The sequence below is a fragment of the Vibrio sp. 1CM24A genome (assembly GCF_023161725.1).
Taxonomy (GTDB): domain Bacteria; phylum Pseudomonadota; class Gammaproteobacteria; order Enterobacterales; family Vibrionaceae; genus Vibrio; species Vibrio coralliirubri.
This window is the reverse complement of sequence record NZ_JALNTS010000002.1, coordinates 16,668-35,849: the sequence shown is the minus strand read 5'-3', so window position 1 is coordinate 35,849 and position 19,182 is coordinate 16,668. Positions and strand designations below refer to the sequence as shown.

Here is a 19,182-nt window from a genome sequence, read left to right as displayed (position 1 = left end):
TTCAATAAATATGAAACGACCGCTGACCTCGTATTACTACAAGTTCAGCGGCAGTCAGTCTTTTGTTAGCGGCTTTCTTAAGTAACTAAGCCGTTGGCTTAACTGAATTCAAGACAGCCTATAATGAGTCCAAAAACGCTAGTAGTGCTTCGCGTTCACTGCTACTCAAAGCTAATACTTTTTGTTTTGCCATTTCTGCTTCGCCACCATGCCAAAGTACCGCTTCCATAACGTTTCTCGCGCGACCGTCATGAAGTAAGAAGGTGTGACCATTCACTTCTTTGGTATAACCTACTCCCCAAAGTGGTGTGGTACGCCACTCTTGGCCATTGGCAAGATATTCTGGGCGATTGTCGGCTAAACCTTCACCCATATCATGCAAAAGCATATCGGTGTATGGGCTAATCAACTGTTTCGAAAGAGCAGGCAGACCCTCACGTTCTGCTGTACGAATTTCAGCTTGGTGACAGCTTTGACAACCAATCTCTTTGAACAGTTTTTTACCTTGAACAACCGTTGGGTTATCGACATTACGACGAATAGGTACCGCGAGATGCTGCGAATAGAACTCAACAAAATCTAAGATGTTGTCACTGACTTCTGGCTCGCCACCATTTGGAAAATCATCACAGGTTGATTGCGCTGATGTGCAGTTTTCATTTGGGAATAAGCGGCTTGTCAGGCCTAGGTCACCGTTAAATGCCGCCGCGTTTTGCTGCATTAAGTTTGGCTGCCCAGCTTTCCAACCAAAACGACCTAGCGCCATTTCATTGGTTTGAACATCAAGAACATAGTTAGCTTTACCCGACACGCCTTGCTTGTCAGCCAATTGCTGCTCTGCAAATCCTAGAATCGTTTCCTGTGGGATACTTTCAAGCAGACCAAGGCCAATCATTGGCGGCGCGACTCGAGCTGAGAATTCTGTTTTTGGGTGCATTTCACCGAAAGCAAGTTCAGTAATCTTTAAAATGGGTTTACGCAGAGTAACGACAGTGCCGTCTTTGAACTCAACAGGAACATCCGTGTAGCTAATATTCACTTTGCCCTCTGGTTTTACACCTTGAAGCGCAAAATCTTGTAGCTGGCCACCGTAGGTCGGTTCTGGAATACCGCCATCACGAATGAAGGCTTGTCTCTGCTCTGGCGTTTCTGCTGGAATGCTTAAGCGAACCAGCATTGAAACCGCATTCTCATCGCCTTTTTCTGGCGCGTGACCCCGACCATCTTTGATGTGGCAGTTTTGACAGCCGTTAGTATTAAATAGTGGCCCTAATCCATCACGAGCATCAGTTGATGACGGTGCAGGAACCCAAGGGTTTCTAAAGAAGCTATTACCTACGCTGAAATCTAAGCGTTTGCTCATGGGTAGGTTGGCAGCAGGAAGAGAAAAAGCGTTCGCTCCCTCTTTCTTCACGGTCGTTTTGCCACCAGAGTAGGTTTCATGGGCGTGTAGCGGAGATAAGAAAAACAGTGCGGTTAATAGTGAGGCTGAGAGATACGACTTCATACATTGCCTTGCTGTGTTTTTGATTTTAGTTTTATGTGGAAATGACTTTCTGAATTAGCAAACAATTAAGGGCCCATTGAGAGCCCTTATATTGATGTTTGGCTCGGGTTCTTAGAACTCGTGATCCGCTGTGTCTGGGTTTAGGCTATCAATGCCAATCACACCCGCAGCACGCTCAATAGCAGCTGTTTGAGATACTAGCGCAACAATTGTTTTGTTAACTAGTGCGTTACCCGCAGCGTTGTCAGCAGCGATTAGCTGATCGAAGTGCTGGTTGTTTTTCTCTGCAGACGTTACTAGTTCGCCTACTTGTGCACGCGCTAAGTCAAACTGCTTTTGAATCTCTTTCGCAGCTTGTTCATCTTTTTGCTCTACTAGGTCAAACAAGCTTGGACCTGAAAGCAGAGTGCCGTCTTCACGCTTGTATAGACCTGTGTAAACGTTGTAGATGCCTTGCTCGTTGTAGTAGTGAGAGTTGTGCGTGTTATCAGAGAAACAATCGTGCTCGTCTTCAGTAGAGTTTGCTTCTAGTGCAACCTTCATACGCTCACCCGCTAGCTCACCTAGAGACAGTGAACCCATGCCGAACAGCATTTTACGAAGACCATTCTCGCTAGATTCAGAAAGAAGCTCTTGACGGTAGTTGCCTTTCTCGCCTTCAGCCCACTGCTTTTCCATCCACTCTAGATCTTGGATAAGTAGCTCTGCTGATGCTTTTAGGTATGCGCCACGACGGTCACAGTTGCCGTTAGTACACTCAGCACCAACAACGAAATCAGTGTAAGCACGCTCACCTGCACCGCTGTTTGTGCCGTTTAAATCTTGGCCCCAAAGTAGGAATTCAATCGCGTGGTAGCCAGACGCTACGTTTGCTTCAGAACCGCCGATCTCGTTCAAGTCTGCGATTAGCTCAGGGGTGATGTTAGTTGCATCAACGGTAGTCTGACCAATTTGGAAAGTCTTGTTAGCCACTATGTTTGCGCTCGCGCCTTCGTTACCAAGTTCATATTGGTAATCAGTCGAAACGTAATCAATCAGGCCTTCATCTAATGGCCATGCGTTTAGTTGGCCTTCCCAATCATCAACAACAGCGTTGCCGAAGCGGAATACTTCTGACTGTTGGTATGGTACGCGAGACTCAAGCCAAGCTTGTTTTACTTGTTCGAAGTTGCCAGCAGAAGGAGAAGCTAAAAAGGTATCAATAGAAGAGTTCAACGCTTTTGCTGTAATTACTGAATCTGCAAACACTGCATGAGCAATATCTGCGTAATGTTCTACAACTTGATCTTGAGTTACTGCAGCGAAAGAAGAAGCAGAAGCAGAAGCAAAAAGGAGTGACGAAGTTACGGCTTTTGTCACTAAAGATTTAATGGTCATGAAGCATCCTTGTTGAGCTTTAAATTATTATTCGTAGTAATAGTGCAAACCATTATCATTTGCACTACGGATTGGAATAATACAAACTTACAATTTTATTGCAAGATAAATACAAAAAAACCTCACATATGTGAGGTCTTTAAACATTTTTATGTTAAGCGTAACAAAGAGGCTAATCAGATATCCAGATTATGCTTACCGTGTGAGACTTTTGCCTTCAGGTAGCTTTCATTACCCGATTTGATATGAGCAGAGGTATTCACCACTTCTTCAATCTCAATACCAAAAGATTTTAGCTCATTGATCTTCTTTGGGTTGTTGGTGACTAAGCGGATTTTTGTAGTACCTAAGGCGCGTAGCATTTCAGCAGCTTCAGTAAAATCGCGTAGGTCATCGCCAAAACCTAGGTGGTTGTTGGCTTCATAGGTGTTCATGCCTTCGCTTTGCAGACGGTACGCATCGATTTTGTTGTACAAGCCAATACCACGACCTTCTTGGCGAAGATAAAGGATCACGCCACCCGTCTCACCCATAATTCTAATGGTTTCGTCTAACTGCTCGCCACAGTCACAGCGAGAAGAATGGAAAACATCACCCGTCAGGCACTCAGAGTGCATACGAACAAGAGGTATGTCTTGTGTCTTGTCTGCTGATTTAAATATCACAGCAACATGCTCTTTATCTGTTTTCAATCCATGAAAAGACAGAAGTTCAGCATCTATACTGCTTGTTACCCCTACTTTGAAATCTATTCTGGCACGCACTTCCGCCATAGCTATACTCACTTGAAAATTCGATGTATTTAACAACACTACATTATATGTCTAGGCAATATTTTGTAGCTAACTATCTAATGATAGACACTATGAGGCTGTTAACAATTTTTTTCAAGGTCGACCTCGTACAAATTGTTATAATATAACAATTATTTTTCACATAAGAAAAAACCCCACATTGGGATGACCAACATGGGGTTATAAATTAATCAGTTGCGGCTAAGACTACGATTTTTTACAGAACGATCAACTTACTTGAGTTTGCTTCCAGATGACAAGCTGAACCCAAGCGTTCTCTAATTCGGTTAACTCTTCTTGAGTAAGCGTAGAAATGCTCGACTTTGCACTGTATTTTTCTGCCCATTTATCTGACTGGACACGAGTATGGAACTCTTTCTTTAAATTTGAGATTACGTTATCCACAGATACATCCTTATATAGCAGTACTTAGCCTTTATAATCGGTTAATGTTACAAAATACAGGTCAATTGGTAAACAGTAATACACAATTTTTATGAGCTCTTCCCAATACTTTTTACTGATAAATATATAAATAAGAGAAGTAATAGGCTTGGTAGCAACCAAAGTAATAGATTTGAAACCTTCATCGCCGGTTTATAAAGTACAAATTCACCAAATCTTTCCGTCATATATTGAGTGATTTCACTATTGCTCTTCCCTGCTTTCACCATATTGAACACGACAAGGCGTAAGTCTTTTGCTATCGGTGAGTTGGATTCAATCAGATTTTGGTTTTGACATTGTGGGCAGCGTAACGTTTTCGCCAAGCTAATAGCGCGTTGCTGTTGCGCTGGGTTTTCAAACTCAAACAGTTCAACTTGAATACTCGTCTCTTTATTACTGGCAGTAAAAAGATCTTCAGCCATAGTCGGAAGGCTAATCACTAAAAGAGCTGACAGCATAAACAACGTTTGTATTAGAGACTTCATCATCCATTCACACCATCAAAATACATCGCAAGCTCATCTTTCCATACCATTTCATTAATCACGCCCAATAGCTTCTTAATGATCTGGCCATTGGCATCGACTAAATACGTTTCAGGTGTGCCGATTACGCCCAACTCTAACGCTAACTTACCTTGCGGGTCACTGATCACGGTTAAGTACGGGTTGCCGTCGCTCGATAACACGTTAATTGCTGCCGCAGAATTATCTCGATAATTGAGCCCAACGATGGGAATGCCTTTATCGTGAAGTTGAAGCAAAAAGGCGTGTTCGGTTTTACAGATCCCGCACCAAGAAGCCCACACATTAACCAGTTGATAAGGGTGCTGTGTGACATCAGCGAGCGTAATTTTCTGCTGACCACTGACGCCCTCACTATTTACTAACGCACTCGATGTAAATTCTGGAAATGCCCTTTGTTGTTCAGACACAATGGTCGACTGCTGCTTATTATCAAGCGCAAAGACAAACCCCAGCACCACAATCAATGCTAAGGCAATTAGACAAATTAGCTTGTTACGAACGCTGGTATGCATACTGTGACGCCTTAACAGTTTTATTTTTACGATGAGTCAATGAGAGCAAAGCGCCGATAATAGAGAACAACCCACCAAACCAGATCCAGCGCGCATACGCCTTGTACTGAACACGAAACGCGTAAGCGGTGGAATCGACTTTCTCGCCCATGGTGATATAAACATCACCATGCCAGAACCATTTCATTGCGGGCTCACTCATGTTCATGACTCGAACTTGGTAATGTCTTCTTTCCGGAGAAATAGAAAAACTTTGCTCGCCAGACTCTAGGCTGAGTATCGCTTTTTCTGCGGTAAAGTTTGAAGCGACATACAGCCCAGTATCACGATGAGAAAGCGTCCAATCCATGAATTCGACTTCTACGCCCGGGCTCAACTTATAGCTGCGCTCAAACGAGTGGTAGCTATTCATGGCCGCACCTACCGCTAATACCGCAACTCCGATATGAGCAAAGGTCATCACCCATACTTTACGTTGGAACTTGGATCTTCGCGTAACCACTAAACCATAAACGTGCGTCAATAAAACCCAGAATGCCAGCCCCCAAGTCAGCAGCACCATCACTTGTAGATGTCCCTGTTCCACTTGCCAAGAATAACAAATGTACCCAAGCACAAATGACACCACAGCTAACGAGGCAATCACGCCTTTAGTTGCTTGAGGTTTGATACTCAGCAATGGAACAAGGCCGACGACAGCCAACGCAAGCAAAGCCAAAGGTGCAATCAAGAGATTAAAGTAAGGCGCACCGACCGAGATATTTCCCAGGCCAAGCAACTCAAAGACCATAGGATAAAACGTGCCGAACACCACGACAGCAGTCGCGAGAACAAAAATAAGCACCGCAACTAAGCTCAAAAAGCTTTTGCTGGCGAAGCTAGTAATCGGATTAGATTCAAAAGACTCTCCTCTGACGATAAGCAGAGAAAATGAACTCACCAGTACCAGAACTAATATAAGAAGCAGTGCGATACCTTTGGTTGGGTCGACGGCAAAAGCGTGTACCGATGTGAGTACGCCAGAACGCACAATAAAGGTGCCTAAGATACTCAAACAAAACGTAATGAAAGCGAGACTGAGAGACCATTTCAGTAGCTGTTGTTTTCCCTTTGCAACGCCTAGGCTGTGGAGCAAAGCGGTCGAAGTAAGCCACGGCAACAAACTGGCATTTTCAACCGGGTCCCAGAACCACCAGCCGCCCCAACCTAATTCGTAATACGCCCACCAAGAACCAAGAATGATCCCTGCAGTTAAAAAGATCCAAGCGACTAAGCACCAACTGCGACAATGGACAACCCAATCAAACTCAATAGGATCAACCAGCAAAGCGGCAACGGCAAATGCCAGCACCACAGAAAAACCGACATAGCCAAGGTAAAGCAATGGAGGATGAAAAATCAGACCGACATCTTGCAGCATTGGGTTAAGGTCACGCCCTTCTAGCGGCAATGTCGAGTTCATTTCAAACGGATTTGATGCGAACAAGGTGAACCAAGCAAATATCGCGAGCAGTAGATTCATCACCCATAGCACTCGGCTTTGGTATTCATTCGAATAGTGTTTTTGTAAGGCGATAACGCCAGACCAGACGCTGATCGTCAGTACCCAAAACAGCAATGAACCTTCATGGCCTGCCCATACGGCTGCGAGCTTAAAAAATGAGGGTAATTGAGTATTTGAATGTTCAGCGACGTATAAGATAGAGAAATCATCACTGACAAAGGCATAGCCAAGCAACGCGACAGAAGTGAGAGAAAACAGCGTGCTTGAAAGAGAGAAACTGCGGATTAAACCTAGATTTTGCGTCCGTTTATTTAGCATTTGGTAAAACGAATGCACACCAATAACGCTGCTGAGTACAGCAACCAAAACCAAACTAAACAGCCCCAAAGAACCGACCATATCACCTCAATAAGGCTCTACCTGAGCAGAGCCGATCTAAACACGCATCTCATGTTTATTAAGAACATGTTCATTAATAAGCAGATATTTAGTATCCAACATCTGCTCACTAACAAACTTGAGCGAAATTAAGCTATCGTTAACTGCCCTGCATAAAGGACAAAAGTTCGCAGCATTAATACGCCCATTAGGCTTAGTGAAGTCACCGAGAAAATATACACCGAGCTATGGCGGATTGAGGTTGGTGTAACGGCATTCAGCAACAACGGTAGAACCATGCCAACACCGATGACGCCATACCAGAACCAACTCGCCCAGAAACCACTGCCTATTGCGTTCCATACTGCTTGCTCACTTTGACCACCAGCGAAGATAAGCCCAGTAAAGAAAGTAATAAGAACAAACAATTCAAACATCACGACCGGACGTTCGAACCCATGGATCCATGAAATACTCGGACTATGAGGTGACTCTTTAAAGACCAACACACCAAATAAAATACACGCCGCCGCTCCCGAAGATAAGCTCGAGAATAAGAACAAAATCGGCAGCACTGGGTTATTCAACAGTGGGAAGGTATTTAAAGCTGAAAGCAAGAACCCGGTATAAGCGGCAAGCATTAGAGCAAGAACAGCTAAGAATATTTCCAGAGCGTTCTCAAACACTTCTAATTTGCCAATCCAGTTACCGACGAAATCGAGTCGTCCTTTTAACCATGTTTGGTCATTTAAAAATACGACGATTTGATCTCTAAATATAATGCCGATCCAAAGAAATAAGATCACCATATACACTTGGAATAAGATCACACCCATTGACATCACAGACGTTGGATTATAGAAGATCATGATCTTCCAAAAAGATAACGGTTTTGTCAGGTGGAAAACCAAGATCAGCAGACCTGAAATGATCCCAAATGGCGCAAGAAAAGCGGTCGCCTTTAACACACCATTATGAGCAGGATCGCCTTCAATAACCTTACGTTTTAGATAAATGGAGATCATTACGGCACCCGCCGACATCCCCGCGAGAAATAGATAGATAGCTATAATCCAGTCCCATACCACGGTACCAGACTGAAAAGCTGTGTCCCATGCACTCATAATCAGATCTCCCCTTTTTGGTGTGGCACTTTATAGAGTTTTGGCTGAGTACCGAGATAAGCTTTATCTCTGTAAACCACCTCAGATTTAAGCACCTGATTTATCTCACTCTTAGGGTCATTTAGATCGCCAAACACTAGCGCATTGGTCGGGCAAGATTCGACACAAGCCGGTAACTTCCCTTGTGCAAGATTGGTATCACGGCAGAAGTTACATTTATCTGCGGATTTGTTCTCTGGATGGAAAAAGCGCACTTGATACGGGCAAGCTAATAAGCAGTAGCCACAACCGACACACTTCTCTTGATGAACATCGACAATGCCGGTTTTTTCATCTTTGTAGGCCGCCCCTGTTGGGCAAACCATCACGCAGGGCGCGTTATCACAATGTTGGCAAGAGTTACGAGTAAAACGGTAATCAACATCGGGATATTCGCCTTGAGGTTCGCTCTTAATAATTTCTAAGCGCGACACACCTTCAGGCACTTTGTTTACTTCACGACATGCTTCTGTACAAGCGGTGCAACCAATACACGCGGTCTCGTCATGAATCATTCCATAACGTTTAGCCCCATCCTCTTGAACATTGGCCAACGTTTTACGACTTGTCACCGCTGCGGTTCCCGCAACACCTGTGGTAAAAATAACGGCACCTGCGCCAGCTAAAAAGTTTCTTCTTGAGCAGCTCATAGATTACTCCCCTTCTTTCTTCTGGTTGAAGTCTGAATGGCAATCCACACACAGCTTGATGGTTTGCTTCTTATCTAAGCCCAACACCTTTGCTTCTGTTGCATGAACATCATGGCAGTTTGAACACGTTAAGTTTTGCGCATGAACGTCGTGGGTCCAGCTCGCTTCGCGCAGATCATCAGGCTTGTGACAATCGATACACTGGCTATTGGCATCTAAAATTAAGCTAGGATCTAGGTAAACCTTGTCGGTCCCTGGTTGTGATTGAGCCTCACGATACTTCACCACTTTAGGCGCGCCTTCGCGGTGGTCGGGGCTAATAGAACTATGACAGTCGGTACAATTTACTTCACGGCCAAGCAAAGCGTGTGCACTTTCACCATGTGAACCCAATACCGTTTCTTTTGAATCTTTATGGCACTGAACACACTTGTAGTCTTTGTCACGGATTAATTCGACTTCATGTCTTGTTGATTCACCTACTGGCGTAACAGCAGGCTCAGCAACAGCATGAATGGAATAACCATAGAGGCAGAATGCTAGAAGGGATTTAAGCATTATGACTATGGCCAATTTAATATTGCCCATTTTATCCTTTCCTTATACCGGCATTATTTAACTCTCAACTAAATAATATTCCGGTTAAACAAAAGTACCCTTAAACGATATTATTACCGTTTAAATGATATCAATTCTTATTTTGGATAAGCCACAACGCTTTCTATAGTTAGAATATACCTCTAATTGGGTAATACGAAATTTCGATAGGTTAATCTGTGAACGCAATCACCCTATTTATATCATGGTCAATTTAGGTAATTGATTGTTATATATGATAATAATTCTCAGTTAAATTCTAATTAATCTAACCACCAATACCACTTTAGGGTTATATAAACTTCAACGTGATTAAGGTCACTGCCATTAATTGATCTGGGACAAACTATACCCAACACGTAACAAAATGTGTTTGTTTATGAATTAATATAAACAGGAATTCTCCAGTTCTTAATTTGAATAGCAAACTCACAACGCTTGGTATAAGAATCAGTATATTGGAGATATCACTGTGAAAAAGCATTGGATACGTAATTCGGTCACAGCACTATTAATGGTTAGCGCGTCATTAGCAAGCGCGACCAGTTTTGCTGCGTCTGAACAAAAAGAAATTGGCGATCCTCGTAACGATCAGTTCGAGCAAAACCACCCAGATCAATATCATTCATGGAGACAAACTTCAGAAAGCGAAACGATTGAGGACGCACTAAAAGAAGATCCAAACATGGTTATCATGTGGGCTGGCTACGGCTTCGCAAAAGATTACAACAAAGCACGTGGTCACTTTTATGCGATTGACGATGTAAGACAAACGCTCCGTACTGGCGGCCCAACGGACGAAAGCTCAGGCCCTATGCCAATGGCGTGTTGGAGTTGTAAAAGCCCAGACGTAGCACGTGTTATCGAAGAGCGTGGTGAAGACGGTTATTTTGAAGGTAAATGGGCACGTCTTGGCAACGAGATTGTGAATCCTATTGGCTGTGCAGATTGTCACGATACCCAAAGCGAAGGCTTTAAAAATGGTGAGCCAGCACTGAAGGTGACACGTCCTTATGTTGAACGTGCATTTGAAGCGATTGGTAAAAAGTTTGATGAGCAAAGCCGTTTAGACCAGCAAGCTTCTGTTTGTGCTCAGTGCCACGTGGAATATTACTTCACCGGCCCAACCAAAGGCGTGAAGTTCCCTTGGGATCAAGGCACAACGGTTGGCGATATGGAACGCTACTATGATGCAATCAACTTTAAAGATTGGACGCACAAAGTATCGAAAGCACCCATGCTGAAAGCGCAGCACCCAGGTTTCGAAACATGGCGTGAAGGCATCCACGGTAAGAACAAAGTCGTTTGTGCTGACTGTCATATGCCGAAAGTAACCAAAGAAGATGGCACCGTTTATACCGACCATAAAGTGGGTAACCCATTCGACCGCTTCGAAGATACGTGTGCAAACTGTCACACTCAATCTAAAGAAACCATGCGTAACATCGTTTCAAGCCGTAAAGCTCAAGTGCTAAACATGAAGCTGACCGCTGAGAAACAAATCGTTGCCGCTCACTTTGAAGCAGGCGCGGCATGGGAAGCAGGTGCGACAGAGCAAGAGATGGAGCCTATCCTACTGGATATCCGTCATGCTCAATGGCGCTGGGACTACGCTATTGCATCTCATGGCGTTCATATGCACGCTCCTGAAATCGCTCTAGAAGTGCTAGGTACTGCCGTTGACCGCGCAGCCGATGCTCGTACTAAGATTGTTCGCCTACTGGCAAAGAAAGGCATCACTGATCCAATCGAGATTCCAGACATCTCGACCAAAGAAGCGGCTCAAAAAGCGCTTGGAATGGACATGGATAAGATGAACGCTGAGAAACAACACTTCTTAGACACAGTTGTTCCTAAATGGGAAGAGCAAGCTGAAAAGCGTGAAGCCAACTACGAATACTAGTTTCTTCAATTAGACCACTAGGTAAAAACCAGTCACACTATTATTGTGTGGCTGGTTTTTTAGGTTTGGGGCAATACACATCAATATCTCCTCCCCAATCCACTCGCCAATTCAAGGAATAGACAATGAAAACCTTACTTTCACTTTCAGCATTATGTATCGCACTGCTCAGTTCAGGCGTTCACGCTTCTGAGCGTGCTGAGACAGGGTGGGAATTAATAGAGAAAGGCGCATTAGTGGTTGATGTCAGAACACCAGCAGAGTTCGAACAAGGGCATCTAAACAACGCCATCAACTACCCTCTTTCTGAAGTGGCTACTCACTTCGCTGGGATAGATAAAGACCAACCGATCGTTTTGTATTGCCGCAGTGGCAATCGATCAGGACAAGCCTATCAATTCTTGCGAGCTCAAGGGTTTACTCAAATCCATAACGCAGGTGGGTTGATTGAAATGCAGGAAAGTAAATAACTAAAAACAAACGATTAACGACTAGCGATTATGCCAAGCTTAACGGATCATCTGTTTGGCTTGGTTGATCGAATGAATAATCGAAACGCGATCAATCCCCTTTTGATTGGAATCGAGGATTTGAGTCCATGCATCAATCGCTTGTTGATAGCGCATGCTAATGAAGTGATCGGTCGCAATCAGCATCAATGCCGTACGATCATTGGGATCAAGCTGCATAGAGTGATCCAATAACGCATTCACATCATCGCTCATCGCTTGTGAACTAAGATAGTAAAGTGCGGTTGCTTTGGCTGCATAGAGCCCGGAAGGTGCTTGAGGATCTAATCGAATCGCGTAGTCGTAGCAGGTGAACGCTGCATCAAATTCCCCTTTCTGCATATACACACCACCAAGCTTAAACCACAAATCGGATTGATTCGGATCTTGTTTGAGGCTTTGCTGAAGCTCATCTTCGAAATCTGTTGCCGTGTAACTATTGTTATCATCTAAAGGAAGTTGAGGCATCTCTTGTTTCAATTGGGACCAAACAAGCACGCTTAAAGCTACCGCAGTAAGCGAAATCACCACATTCCCTTTTAGATGACCGCTGTTTTTGTTCGCCGCAATGACGACCACAATCAAAAACAGGCTCATTAGTACCAACGCAACCAACAACCAGATGTCCATTTCACACTCCTTTCTATTCACTCCCTACTCTATCGTTTTCATCTCTCCTCTATATTGATCAAGGTTTAGCTATTGAGATTTTAGCGATCACGGCTCTGTTATAAAGTCACACCAAACTCCACAAATAACAGGTAATAAAAAACCGAGCACTTAGGCTCGGTTTTTTCAATGGTAAGCTTAATCGAGATTACTCAGTGTCTTGCTCGCTATCACTTTCAGAGTCAGAAGCATCTGATGCTTGCTCTTCACTTGATTCAGCGTTGATAGTTTCAGCACCAGCTTCTTCAGCTTCGCCTTCTACAATCTCAGCTTCTTCTACTTCGTCGATACGTTGTAGACCTACAACATTCTCGTCTTCAGCAGTACGAATCAGTGTTACACCTTGAGTGTTACGACCAACTTGGCTAACTTCCGCTACGCGAGTACGTACTAGCGTACCTGCGTCGGTGATCATCATCATTTCATCGCCTTCTTCAACTTGAACAGCGCCAACAACTGGGCCATTACGTTCAGAGACTTTGATAGATACTACACCTTGCGTTGCACGGCCTTTCGTTGGGTATTCAGCTAGCTCAGTACGCTTACCGTAACCGTTTTCAGTCACAGTTAGGATATCGCCTTCGTTAGAAGGAACAATCAGTGAAACCACTTGATCGTCTTCTGGAAGCTTCATACCACGAACACCAGAGGCAGTACGGCCCATTGCACGTACTTTGTCCTCGTTAAAGCGAACAACTTTGCCCGATTTAGAGAACAGCATGATGTCGCTATCACCGTTAGTGATATCAACGCCAATCAGTGAATCGTCGTCACGTAGGTTAACTGCGATTAGGCCGTTAGCACGTACGTTTGCGAATTGATCCAGTGATGTCTTCTTAACTGTACCGTCACCCGTTGCCATGAAGATGAATTTCTCGTTAGAGAACTCAGAAACAGGCAGGATAGCCGTAATACGCTCACCTTCTTCTAGAGGAAGAATGTTAACGATAGGCTTACCACGAGCAGTACGGCTTGCTAATGGTAGTTGGTAAACTTTCAGACGGTATGTCTTACCACGAGTAGAGAAACATAGGATGTTATCGTGAGTATTAGCAACAAGCAGACGCTCAATGTAATCCTCATCTTTCATCTTAGTTGCACTCTTACCTTTACCACCACGACGTTGAGATTCGTAGTCGCTTAGGATTTGGTACTTAACGTAACCTGCGTTAGAAAGCGTTACTACAACGTCTTCTTGAGCAATCAGCTCTTCCATGTCGATGTCATGAACTGCCGCTGTGATTTCTGTACGACGCTCGTCGCCATAGATTTCACGTACCGCTTCAAGTTCTTCACGGATAACTTCCATCAAACGCTCAGTGCTTGCAAGAATGTGCATTAGCTCAGCGATTTCTTCTAGAAGTGCTTTGTACTCGTCTAGAATCTTCTCGTGCTCAAGGCCAGTTAGGCGGTGAAGACGAAGTTCTAGAATAGCTTGTGCTTGTGTTTCCGTTAGGAAGTATTGGCCATCGCGGATGCCGTATTGGTCTTCCAACCAATCAGGACGAGCCGCATCAGTACCAGCACGCTCAAGCATTGAAGCAACGTTACCAAGATCCCAACCGCGTGCAACTAAGCCAGCTTTTGCTTCAGCTGGTGTTGGAGCGTTACGGATAAGCTCAATAATTTCGTCGATGTTAGCAAGTGCTAGAGACAGTGCTTCAAGGATGTGTGCACGATCGCGCGCTTTCTTCAGTTCGAAGATAGTACGACGTGTCACAACTTCGCGACGGTGGTCTACGAAGCACTTAAGCATGTCTTTGATGTTGAACAACTGGGGTTGACCGTTGTTCAACGCAACCATGTTGATACCGAAAGTCGTTTGCAGTTGAGTTTGAGCGTATAGGTTGTTTAGAACCACTTCGCCTACTGCATCACGCTTACATTCAATAACAATACGCATACCATCTTTATCAGATTCGTCACGCAGTGCACTGATGCCTTCTACTTTCTTATCTTTAACCAGTTCAGCAATCTTCTCGATCAAACGAGCTTTGTTTACTTGGTAAGGGATCTCAGTAACGATAATGGTTTCTTTACCATTCTTCTCTACTTCGATATCCGCTTTTGAACGCATGTAAACCTTACCGCGGCCAGTCTTATAAGCATCAACGATGCCTTTACGACCACTGATAAGTGCTGCTGTTGGGAAGTCAGGACCAGGAATGTAGTCCATTAGCTCATCAATAGTGATCTCTTCATTATTGATGTAAGCCAAACAGCCATCAACAACTTCACCAAGGTTATGTGGTGGAATGTTGGTAGCCATACCTACTGCGATACCAGAAGCACCGTTTACCAATAGGTTAGGAATTTTTGTAGGAAGTACTGCTGGAATTTGTTCTGTACCATCGTAGTTCGGTACGTAATCCACAGTTTCCTTATCAAGGTCAGCCAGTAGCTCGTGAGCAATTTTCGCCATACGAACTTCGGTATAACGCATTGCAGCCGCGGAGTCGCCATCGATAGAACCAAAGTTACCTTGGCCATCAACTAGCATGTAACGCAGTGAGAACGGTTGAGCCATACGAACAATTGTATCGTATACAGCACTATCACCATGCGGGTGGTATTTACCGATTACATCACCTACTACACGAGCAGACTTTTTATATGGTTTGTTCCAATCATTACCTAGTACATTCATCGCGAACAAAACGCGGCGGTGTACTGGTTTTAGGCCATCACGCACATCTGGAAGGGCACGACCAACGATGACGGACATCGCGTAGTCTAGGTATGAACCTCTAAGCTCATCTTCAATATTTACGGGCGTGATCTCTTTCGCTAGATCGCTCATAGAGCCATTTTCCCTCTATAGTCAGATCGTATTTTTGAATACGTATAAGACCGAAAAATATAACACAAATTTACCTACGGAGGCATCACTTTCCCTCTCCTTTTACCATCTTGTGACCCTTGTAGCCAATCAATTGATGAGAAATTGCACCTCCGCATCATATCTTGCTGAAACATGGTCACTTTACATCCAATAAACTAGCAAAATTGTAGATCTTCTGGTCAGCACGAAAAGGCAAGTTATAATGCCTGCAATTTCATGGATGCATTATTTAACTTGGAAATGCCGATTATGACTAAATCACAGAACGTAGACCCAGCAGAAATCAAGAAATTCGAAGACATGGCGTCACGCTGGTGGGATCTAGAAGGCGAATTTAAGCCGCTACATCAAATCAACCCACTGCGCCTAAATTACGTATTAGAGAAGACAGAAGGCCTGTTTGGCAAGAAAGTCCTCGATGTTGGCTGCGGCGGCGGTATTCTTGCAGAAAGCATGGCGGTTGAAGGTGCGATAGTGACTGGCCTAGACATGGGTAAAGAGCCACTAGAAGTTGCGCGCCTTCACGCATTGGAAACTGGCACCAAGCTCGATTACATCCAGAGCACTATCGAAGACCACGCAGAACAGAACCCACAGACGTACGATGTGGTGACGTGCATGGAAATGCTTGAACACGTTCCTGACCCGCAATCTGTTATCACTGCCTGTTCAAAATTGGTGAAACCGGGCGGTCACGTGTTCTTTTCTACATTGAACCGTAATTTCAAATCTTACATATTTGCGATTGTTGGTGCAGAGAAGCTATTGAAGATCGTTCCAGAAGGCACTCATGAACACGAGAAGTTCATTCGCCCTGCTGAACTTATCAAGATGGTCGATAACACTCCGCTGCAAGAATTAGGCATTACAGGCCTGCACTATAACCCGTTGACGAACACTTACCGTTTAGGCCAAAAAGTCGATGTGAACTACATCGTTCACACACAAAACTTTGGCTAAAAAATATCGGTAGCCCTACCGTAAAACCTTTTGTAAAAAAGACGAATGAAAAGAGTTGCAATTACCATAACTTTGCGACTTTTTTCAGTCTAAATTTCGTGCGCTAGCTTCCATTTTGACCACCTCGATTTAAATTTAATCGCCCAAAATCCGCCGCCCATTTTGCTCAAAGATCAAGGGATTTTTTTTTATGGGCGTGCAAAAATAAAGCATCATTAAAAGCCGACTTTTATACAATCAAGTCACATCTAACCTCATCAGTTAGTGGTCACTTACAGTTTTTTTTCAATCCACCACTTATCCACAAGCAACCCCATTTCTTTACCTTGAAAAATATCAGTTGTAGCACTATCTTGTAACCCAACAAACAAATGACCCCTATATGTTGTGTTTGAACTACAATGTATGGGTAGACCAAGATCACAAAGCCGAAACGTAATTTACAAAAATTACACAGAAATACACAAAAACACGGCCTTGTTCAGTTTTGTTAGGGAAATTAAGCAGAATGAACCAACAACTTACTGTTACCAAGCGTAACGGGCGCAAAGAAACGATCGATTTAGAGAAGATCCATCGCGTGATTACATGGGCAGCTGAAGGCTTGCACAATGTTTCTGTATCACAAGTAGAATTGAAAGCTCACATTCAGTTTTACGATGGCATCACCACTACTGACATTCATGAAACTATCATCAAGTCAGCAGCGGATTTAATCTCTGAAGAGACTCCTGATTACCAATATCTAGCAGCACGTCTGTCTGTATTCCACCTACGTAAAAAAGCGTACGGCGAATACGAGCCGCCTGCACTGTATGACCACGTTGCAAAACTGGTTGATATGGGTAAATACGATAGCCACCTTATGGAAGACTACACGAAAGCTGAATTCGAAGAGCTTGACGAGTACATCGACCACAAACGTGACTTAGACTTCTCTTACGCAGCGGTTAAGCAGCTCGAAGGTAAATACTTCGTGCAAAACCGTGTAACGAAAGAAATCTACGAGAGTGCTCAGTTCCTTTACATTTTAGTTGCTGCGTGTCTATTCGCTAAATACCCGAAATCGACTCGTCTTGACTACATCAAACGTTTTTACGACGCATCGTCTACGTTTAAGATTTCTCTACCTACACCGATCATGTCTGGTGTACGTACGCCTACTCGTCAATTCAGTTCTTGTGTACTGATCGAGTGTGGTGACAGCCTTGATTCAATCAACGCAACAGCAAGCTCAATTGTTCGTTACGTATCTCAACGTGCTGGTATTGGTATCAACGCAGGTCGTATCCGTGCACTTGGTTCTGAAATCCGTAATGGTGAAGCGTTCCACACCGGCTGTATCCCTTTCTACAAATACTTCCAAACAGCAGTAAAATGTTGTTCTCAAGGTGGTGTTCGTGGCGGTGCAGCAACTGTGTTCTACCCACTATGGCACGGTGAAGTTCAGTCTCTATTAGTACTGAAAAACAACCGCGGCGTTGAAGAGAACCGTGTTCGTCACATGGATTACGGCGTACAGCTGAACAAGCTTATGTACTCTCGCCTAGTTCAAGGTGGCAACATCAGCCTGTTCTCGCCTTCAGACGTACCTGGCCTTTACGATGCGTTCTTCGAAAACCAAGACCGTTTTGAAGAGCTATACGTTAAGTACGAAAACGATCCTTCAGTGAAGCGTGAAACGGTTAAAGCCGTTGAGCTGTTCTCTCTGCTAATGCAAGAGCGTGCTTCTACTGGTCGTATCTACATTCAGAACGTTGACCACTGTAATACACACAGCCCGTTTGATTCTGAAGTAGCACCTGTTCGTCAATCGAACCTATGTCTAGAAATCGCGCTTCCTACTAAGCCACTTTCTAACGTAGAAGATGACGAAGGCGAAATTGCACTATGTACACTTTCAGCGTTCAACCTTGGCGCAATCAATGAACTGGACGACCTAGCAGAGCTTTCTGAGCTGGTTGTTCGTGCTCTAGATGCACTGCTTGATTACCAAGACTACCCGCTTCCAGCAGCATACAAGTCGACAATGAACCGTCGTACTTTAGGTGTGGGTGTAATCAACTACGCGTACTACCTAGCGAAGAATGGTGTTAAGTACTCTGATGGCAGCGCGAATGGCCTGACTCACCGTACTTTTGAAGCAATTCAATACCACTTGCTAAAAGCATCTGTTGAACTAGCGAAAGAGCAAGGTCGTTGCCCATCTTTCCACGAGACCAACTACGCGAAAGGCCTACTGCCAATCGATACTTACAAAAAAGATATCGACTTAGTATGTGAAGAGCCACTGCACTACGATTGGGATTCTCTACGTGAAGAGATCATGGAGCACGGTCTGCGTAACTCTACGCTAACAGCGCTTATGCCTTCTGAGACATCGTCTCAAATCTCGAACGCGACTAACGGTATCGAGCCACCACGTGGTTACGTATCAGTGAAAGCATCGAAAGACGGCATCCTTAAGCAAGTGGTTCCAGATTTCCTAAATCTTAAAGAGAACTACGAGCTACTTTGGAACATTGGTTCTAACGACGGTTACCTACACCTAGTGGGTATCATGCAAAAATTCGTTGACCAAGCTATCTCTGCAAACACTAACTATGATCCAAGTGTTTACGACAGCGGTAAAGTACCAATGAAGAAGCTGCTTCAAGACCTACTAACAGCGTACAAGTACGGTGTTAAGACGCTTTACTACCATAACACTCGTGATGGTGCTAAAGACGACCAAGGCGATGCAGTTCAAGTGCCGGAAGAAGATTGTGAAGGCGGCGGTTGTAAGATCTAAACCGCAATAAACATTAAGACCCCAGAGAAGAGTTATCTTCTCTGGGTTTAAA

The 19,182-nt window shown here is 44.1% G+C and carries 16 protein-coding genes; 4 read left to right on the top strand and 12 right to left on the bottom strand.

Translation table 11 applies throughout. The features are described 5' to 3' along the window. Positions 1-118: 118 nt before the first annotated feature. The 10 genes from MSG38_RS04260 to nrfB all read right to left on the bottom strand — a co-directional run bounded on the left by MSG38_RS04260 (position 119) and on the right by nrfB (position 9,447). Positions 119-1,507: a di-heme oxidoredictase family protein gene (locus MSG38_RS04260; protein WP_248401108.1), complete on the bottom strand. Its 1,389-nt coding sequence runs from the start codon at positions 1,505-1,507 to the stop codon at positions 119-121. 111 nt (positions 1,508-1,618) lie between these two features. Then, positions 1,619-2,884 carry an imelysin family protein gene (locus MSG38_RS04255; RefSeq protein WP_248401107.1) on the bottom strand — a complete coding sequence of 422 codons (1,266 nt, stop codon included), beginning with the start codon at positions 2,882-2,884 and terminating at the stop codon, positions 1,619-1,621. A gap of 176 nt (positions 2,885-3,060) precedes the next feature. Then, positions 3,061-3,696, bottom strand: a complete 636-nt coding sequence (ribA, locus tag MSG38_RS04250; RefSeq protein ID WP_012604310.1) for a GTP cyclohydrolase II — start codon at positions 3,694-3,696, stop codon at positions 3,061-3,063. A 210-nt stretch (positions 3,697-3,906) separates the two neighbouring features. After that, on the bottom strand, positions 3,907-4,083 hold the full coding sequence (locus MSG38_RS04245; protein WP_248401106.1) for a hypothetical protein: 177 nt from the start codon (positions 4,081-4,083) through the stop codon (positions 3,907-3,909). Positions 4,084-4,172: 89 nt separating this feature from the next. Next, the gene (gene nrfF, locus MSG38_RS04240; RefSeq protein WP_248401105.1) at positions 4,173-4,613 is read right to left on the bottom strand and encodes a heme lyase NrfEFG subunit NrfF; all 441 of its coding nucleotides are present in this window, start codon (positions 4,611-4,613) and stop codon (positions 4,173-4,175) included. Next, positions 4,610-5,164 (bottom strand): DsbE family thiol:disulfide interchange protein, encoded by a 555-nt coding sequence (locus tag MSG38_RS04235; RefSeq protein ID WP_248401104.1) that lies wholly within the window; start codon positions 5,162-5,164, stop codon positions 4,610-4,612. The genes nrfF and MSG38_RS04235 overlap by 4 nt, the downstream gene beginning before the upstream one ends. Continuing rightward, on the bottom strand, positions 5,145-7,067 hold the full coding sequence (locus MSG38_RS04230; protein WP_248401103.1) for a heme lyase CcmF/NrfE family subunit: 1,923 nt from the start codon (positions 7,065-7,067) through the stop codon (positions 5,145-5,147). Before MSG38_RS04230 ends, MSG38_RS04235 begins: the two co-directional genes overlap by 20 nt. A gap of 128 nt (positions 7,068-7,195) precedes the next feature. Then, complete coding sequence (gene nrfD / locus MSG38_RS04225) at positions 7,196-8,170, bottom strand: cytochrome c nitrite reductase subunit NrfD (RefSeq protein WP_019822327.1); 975 nt, start codon at positions 8,168-8,170, stop codon at positions 7,196-7,198. A gap of 2 nt (positions 8,171-8,172) precedes the next feature. Continuing rightward, positions 8,173-8,859 carry a cytochrome c nitrite reductase Fe-S protein gene (nrfC, locus tag MSG38_RS04220; protein ID WP_050652168.1) on the bottom strand — a complete coding sequence of 229 codons (687 nt, stop codon included), beginning with the start codon at positions 8,857-8,859 and terminating at the stop codon, positions 8,173-8,175. Positions 8,860-8,862: 3 nt separating this feature from the next. Next, positions 8,863-9,447: a cytochrome c nitrite reductase pentaheme subunit gene (gene nrfB, locus MSG38_RS04215; protein ID WP_019822323.1), complete on the bottom strand. Its 585-nt coding sequence runs from the start codon at positions 9,445-9,447 to the stop codon at positions 8,863-8,865. A gap of 481 nt (positions 9,448-9,928) precedes the next feature. Here nrfB and nrfA point away from each other — a divergent pair, with 481 nt between their 5' ends. Continuing rightward, positions 9,929-11,359: an ammonia-forming nitrite reductase cytochrome c552 subunit gene (nrfA, locus tag MSG38_RS04210; RefSeq protein ID WP_174214341.1), complete on the top strand. Its 1,431-nt coding sequence runs from the start codon at positions 9,929-9,931 to the stop codon at positions 11,357-11,359. 125 nt (positions 11,360-11,484) lie between these two features. Beyond that, entirely contained in the window at positions 11,485-11,829 is a 345-nt protein-coding gene (locus tag MSG38_RS04205) for a rhodanese-like domain-containing protein (RefSeq protein ID WP_050621249.1), read from the top strand. A gap of 39 nt (positions 11,830-11,868) precedes the next feature. On the opposite strand, the gene MSG38_RS04200 is transcribed toward MSG38_RS04205, so the two are convergent. Continuing rightward, positions 11,869-12,498: a tetratricopeptide repeat protein gene (locus tag MSG38_RS04200; protein ID WP_248401101.1), complete on the bottom strand. Its 630-nt coding sequence runs from the start codon at positions 12,496-12,498 to the stop codon at positions 11,869-11,871. 187 nt (positions 12,499-12,685) lie between these two features. Further along, complete coding sequence (gyrA, locus tag MSG38_RS04195; protein WP_048613158.1) at positions 12,686-15,337, bottom strand: DNA topoisomerase (ATP-hydrolyzing) subunit A; 2,652 nt, start codon at positions 15,335-15,337, stop codon at positions 12,686-12,688. Between the two features lie 258 nt (positions 15,338-15,595). Between gyrA and ubiG the strand changes: the two genes are divergently transcribed. Then, a complete protein-coding gene (ubiG, locus tag MSG38_RS04190) occupies positions 15,596-16,339 on the top strand; it encodes a bifunctional 2-polyprenyl-6-hydroxyphenol methylase/3-demethylubiquinol 3-O-methyltransferase UbiG (RefSeq protein ID WP_248401099.1) in 744 nt (247 codons plus the stop codon). Positions 16,340-16,847: 508 nt separating this feature from the next. Continuing rightward, positions 16,848-19,130 (top strand): class 1a ribonucleoside-diphosphate reductase subunit alpha, encoded by a 2,283-nt coding sequence (nrdA, locus tag MSG38_RS04185; protein WP_017060992.1) that lies wholly within the window; start codon positions 16,848-16,850, stop codon positions 19,128-19,130. Positions 19,131-19,182: the final 52 nt, after the last annotated feature.

Coding starts and splice junctions, on each gene's coding strand:
- MSG38_RS04200 (WP_248401101.1), bottom strand. CDS start 12,498: ATGGACATCTGGTTGTTGGTTGCGTTGGTACTAATGAGCCTGTTTTTG.
- MSG38_RS04230 (WP_248401103.1), bottom strand. CDS start 7,067: ATGGTCGGTTCTTTGGGGCTGTTTAGTTTGGTTTTGGTTGCTGTACTC.
- MSG38_RS04260 (WP_248401108.1), bottom strand. CDS start 1,507: ATGAAGTCGTATCTCTCAGCCTCACTATTAACCGCACTGTTTTTCTTA.
- MSG38_RS04255 (WP_248401107.1), bottom strand. CDS start 2,884: ATGACCATTAAATCTTTAGTGACAAAAGCCGTAACTTCGTCACTCCTT.
- nrfB (WP_019822323.1), bottom strand. CDS start 9,447: ATGGGCAATATTAAATTGGCCATAGTCATAATGCTTAAATCCCTTCTA.
- nrfD (WP_019822327.1), bottom strand. CDS start 8,170: ATGAGTGCATGGGACACAGCTTTTCAGTCTGGTACCGTGGTATGGGAC.
- MSG38_RS04205 (WP_050621249.1), top strand. CDS start 11,485: ATGAAAACCTTACTTTCACTTTCAGCATTATGTATCGCACTGCTCAGT.
- nrdA (WP_017060992.1), top strand. CDS start 16,848: ATGAACCAACAACTTACTGTTACCAAGCGTAACGGGCGCAAAGAAACG.
- nrfC (WP_050652168.1), bottom strand. CDS start 8,859: ATGAGCTGCTCAAGAAGAAACTTTTTAGCTGGCGCAGGTGCCGTTATT.
- ubiG (WP_248401099.1), top strand. CDS start 15,596: ATGGATGCATTATTTAACTTGGAAATGCCGATTATGACTAAATCACAG.
- gyrA (WP_048613158.1), bottom strand. CDS start 15,337: ATGAGCGATCTAGCGAAAGAGATCACGCCCGTAAATATTGAAGATGAG.
- MSG38_RS04235 (WP_248401104.1), bottom strand. CDS start 5,164: ATGCATACCAGCGTTCGTAACAAGCTAATTTGTCTAATTGCCTTAGCA.
- nrfF (WP_248401105.1), bottom strand. CDS start 4,613: ATGATGAAGTCTCTAATACAAACGTTGTTTATGCTGTCAGCTCTTTTA.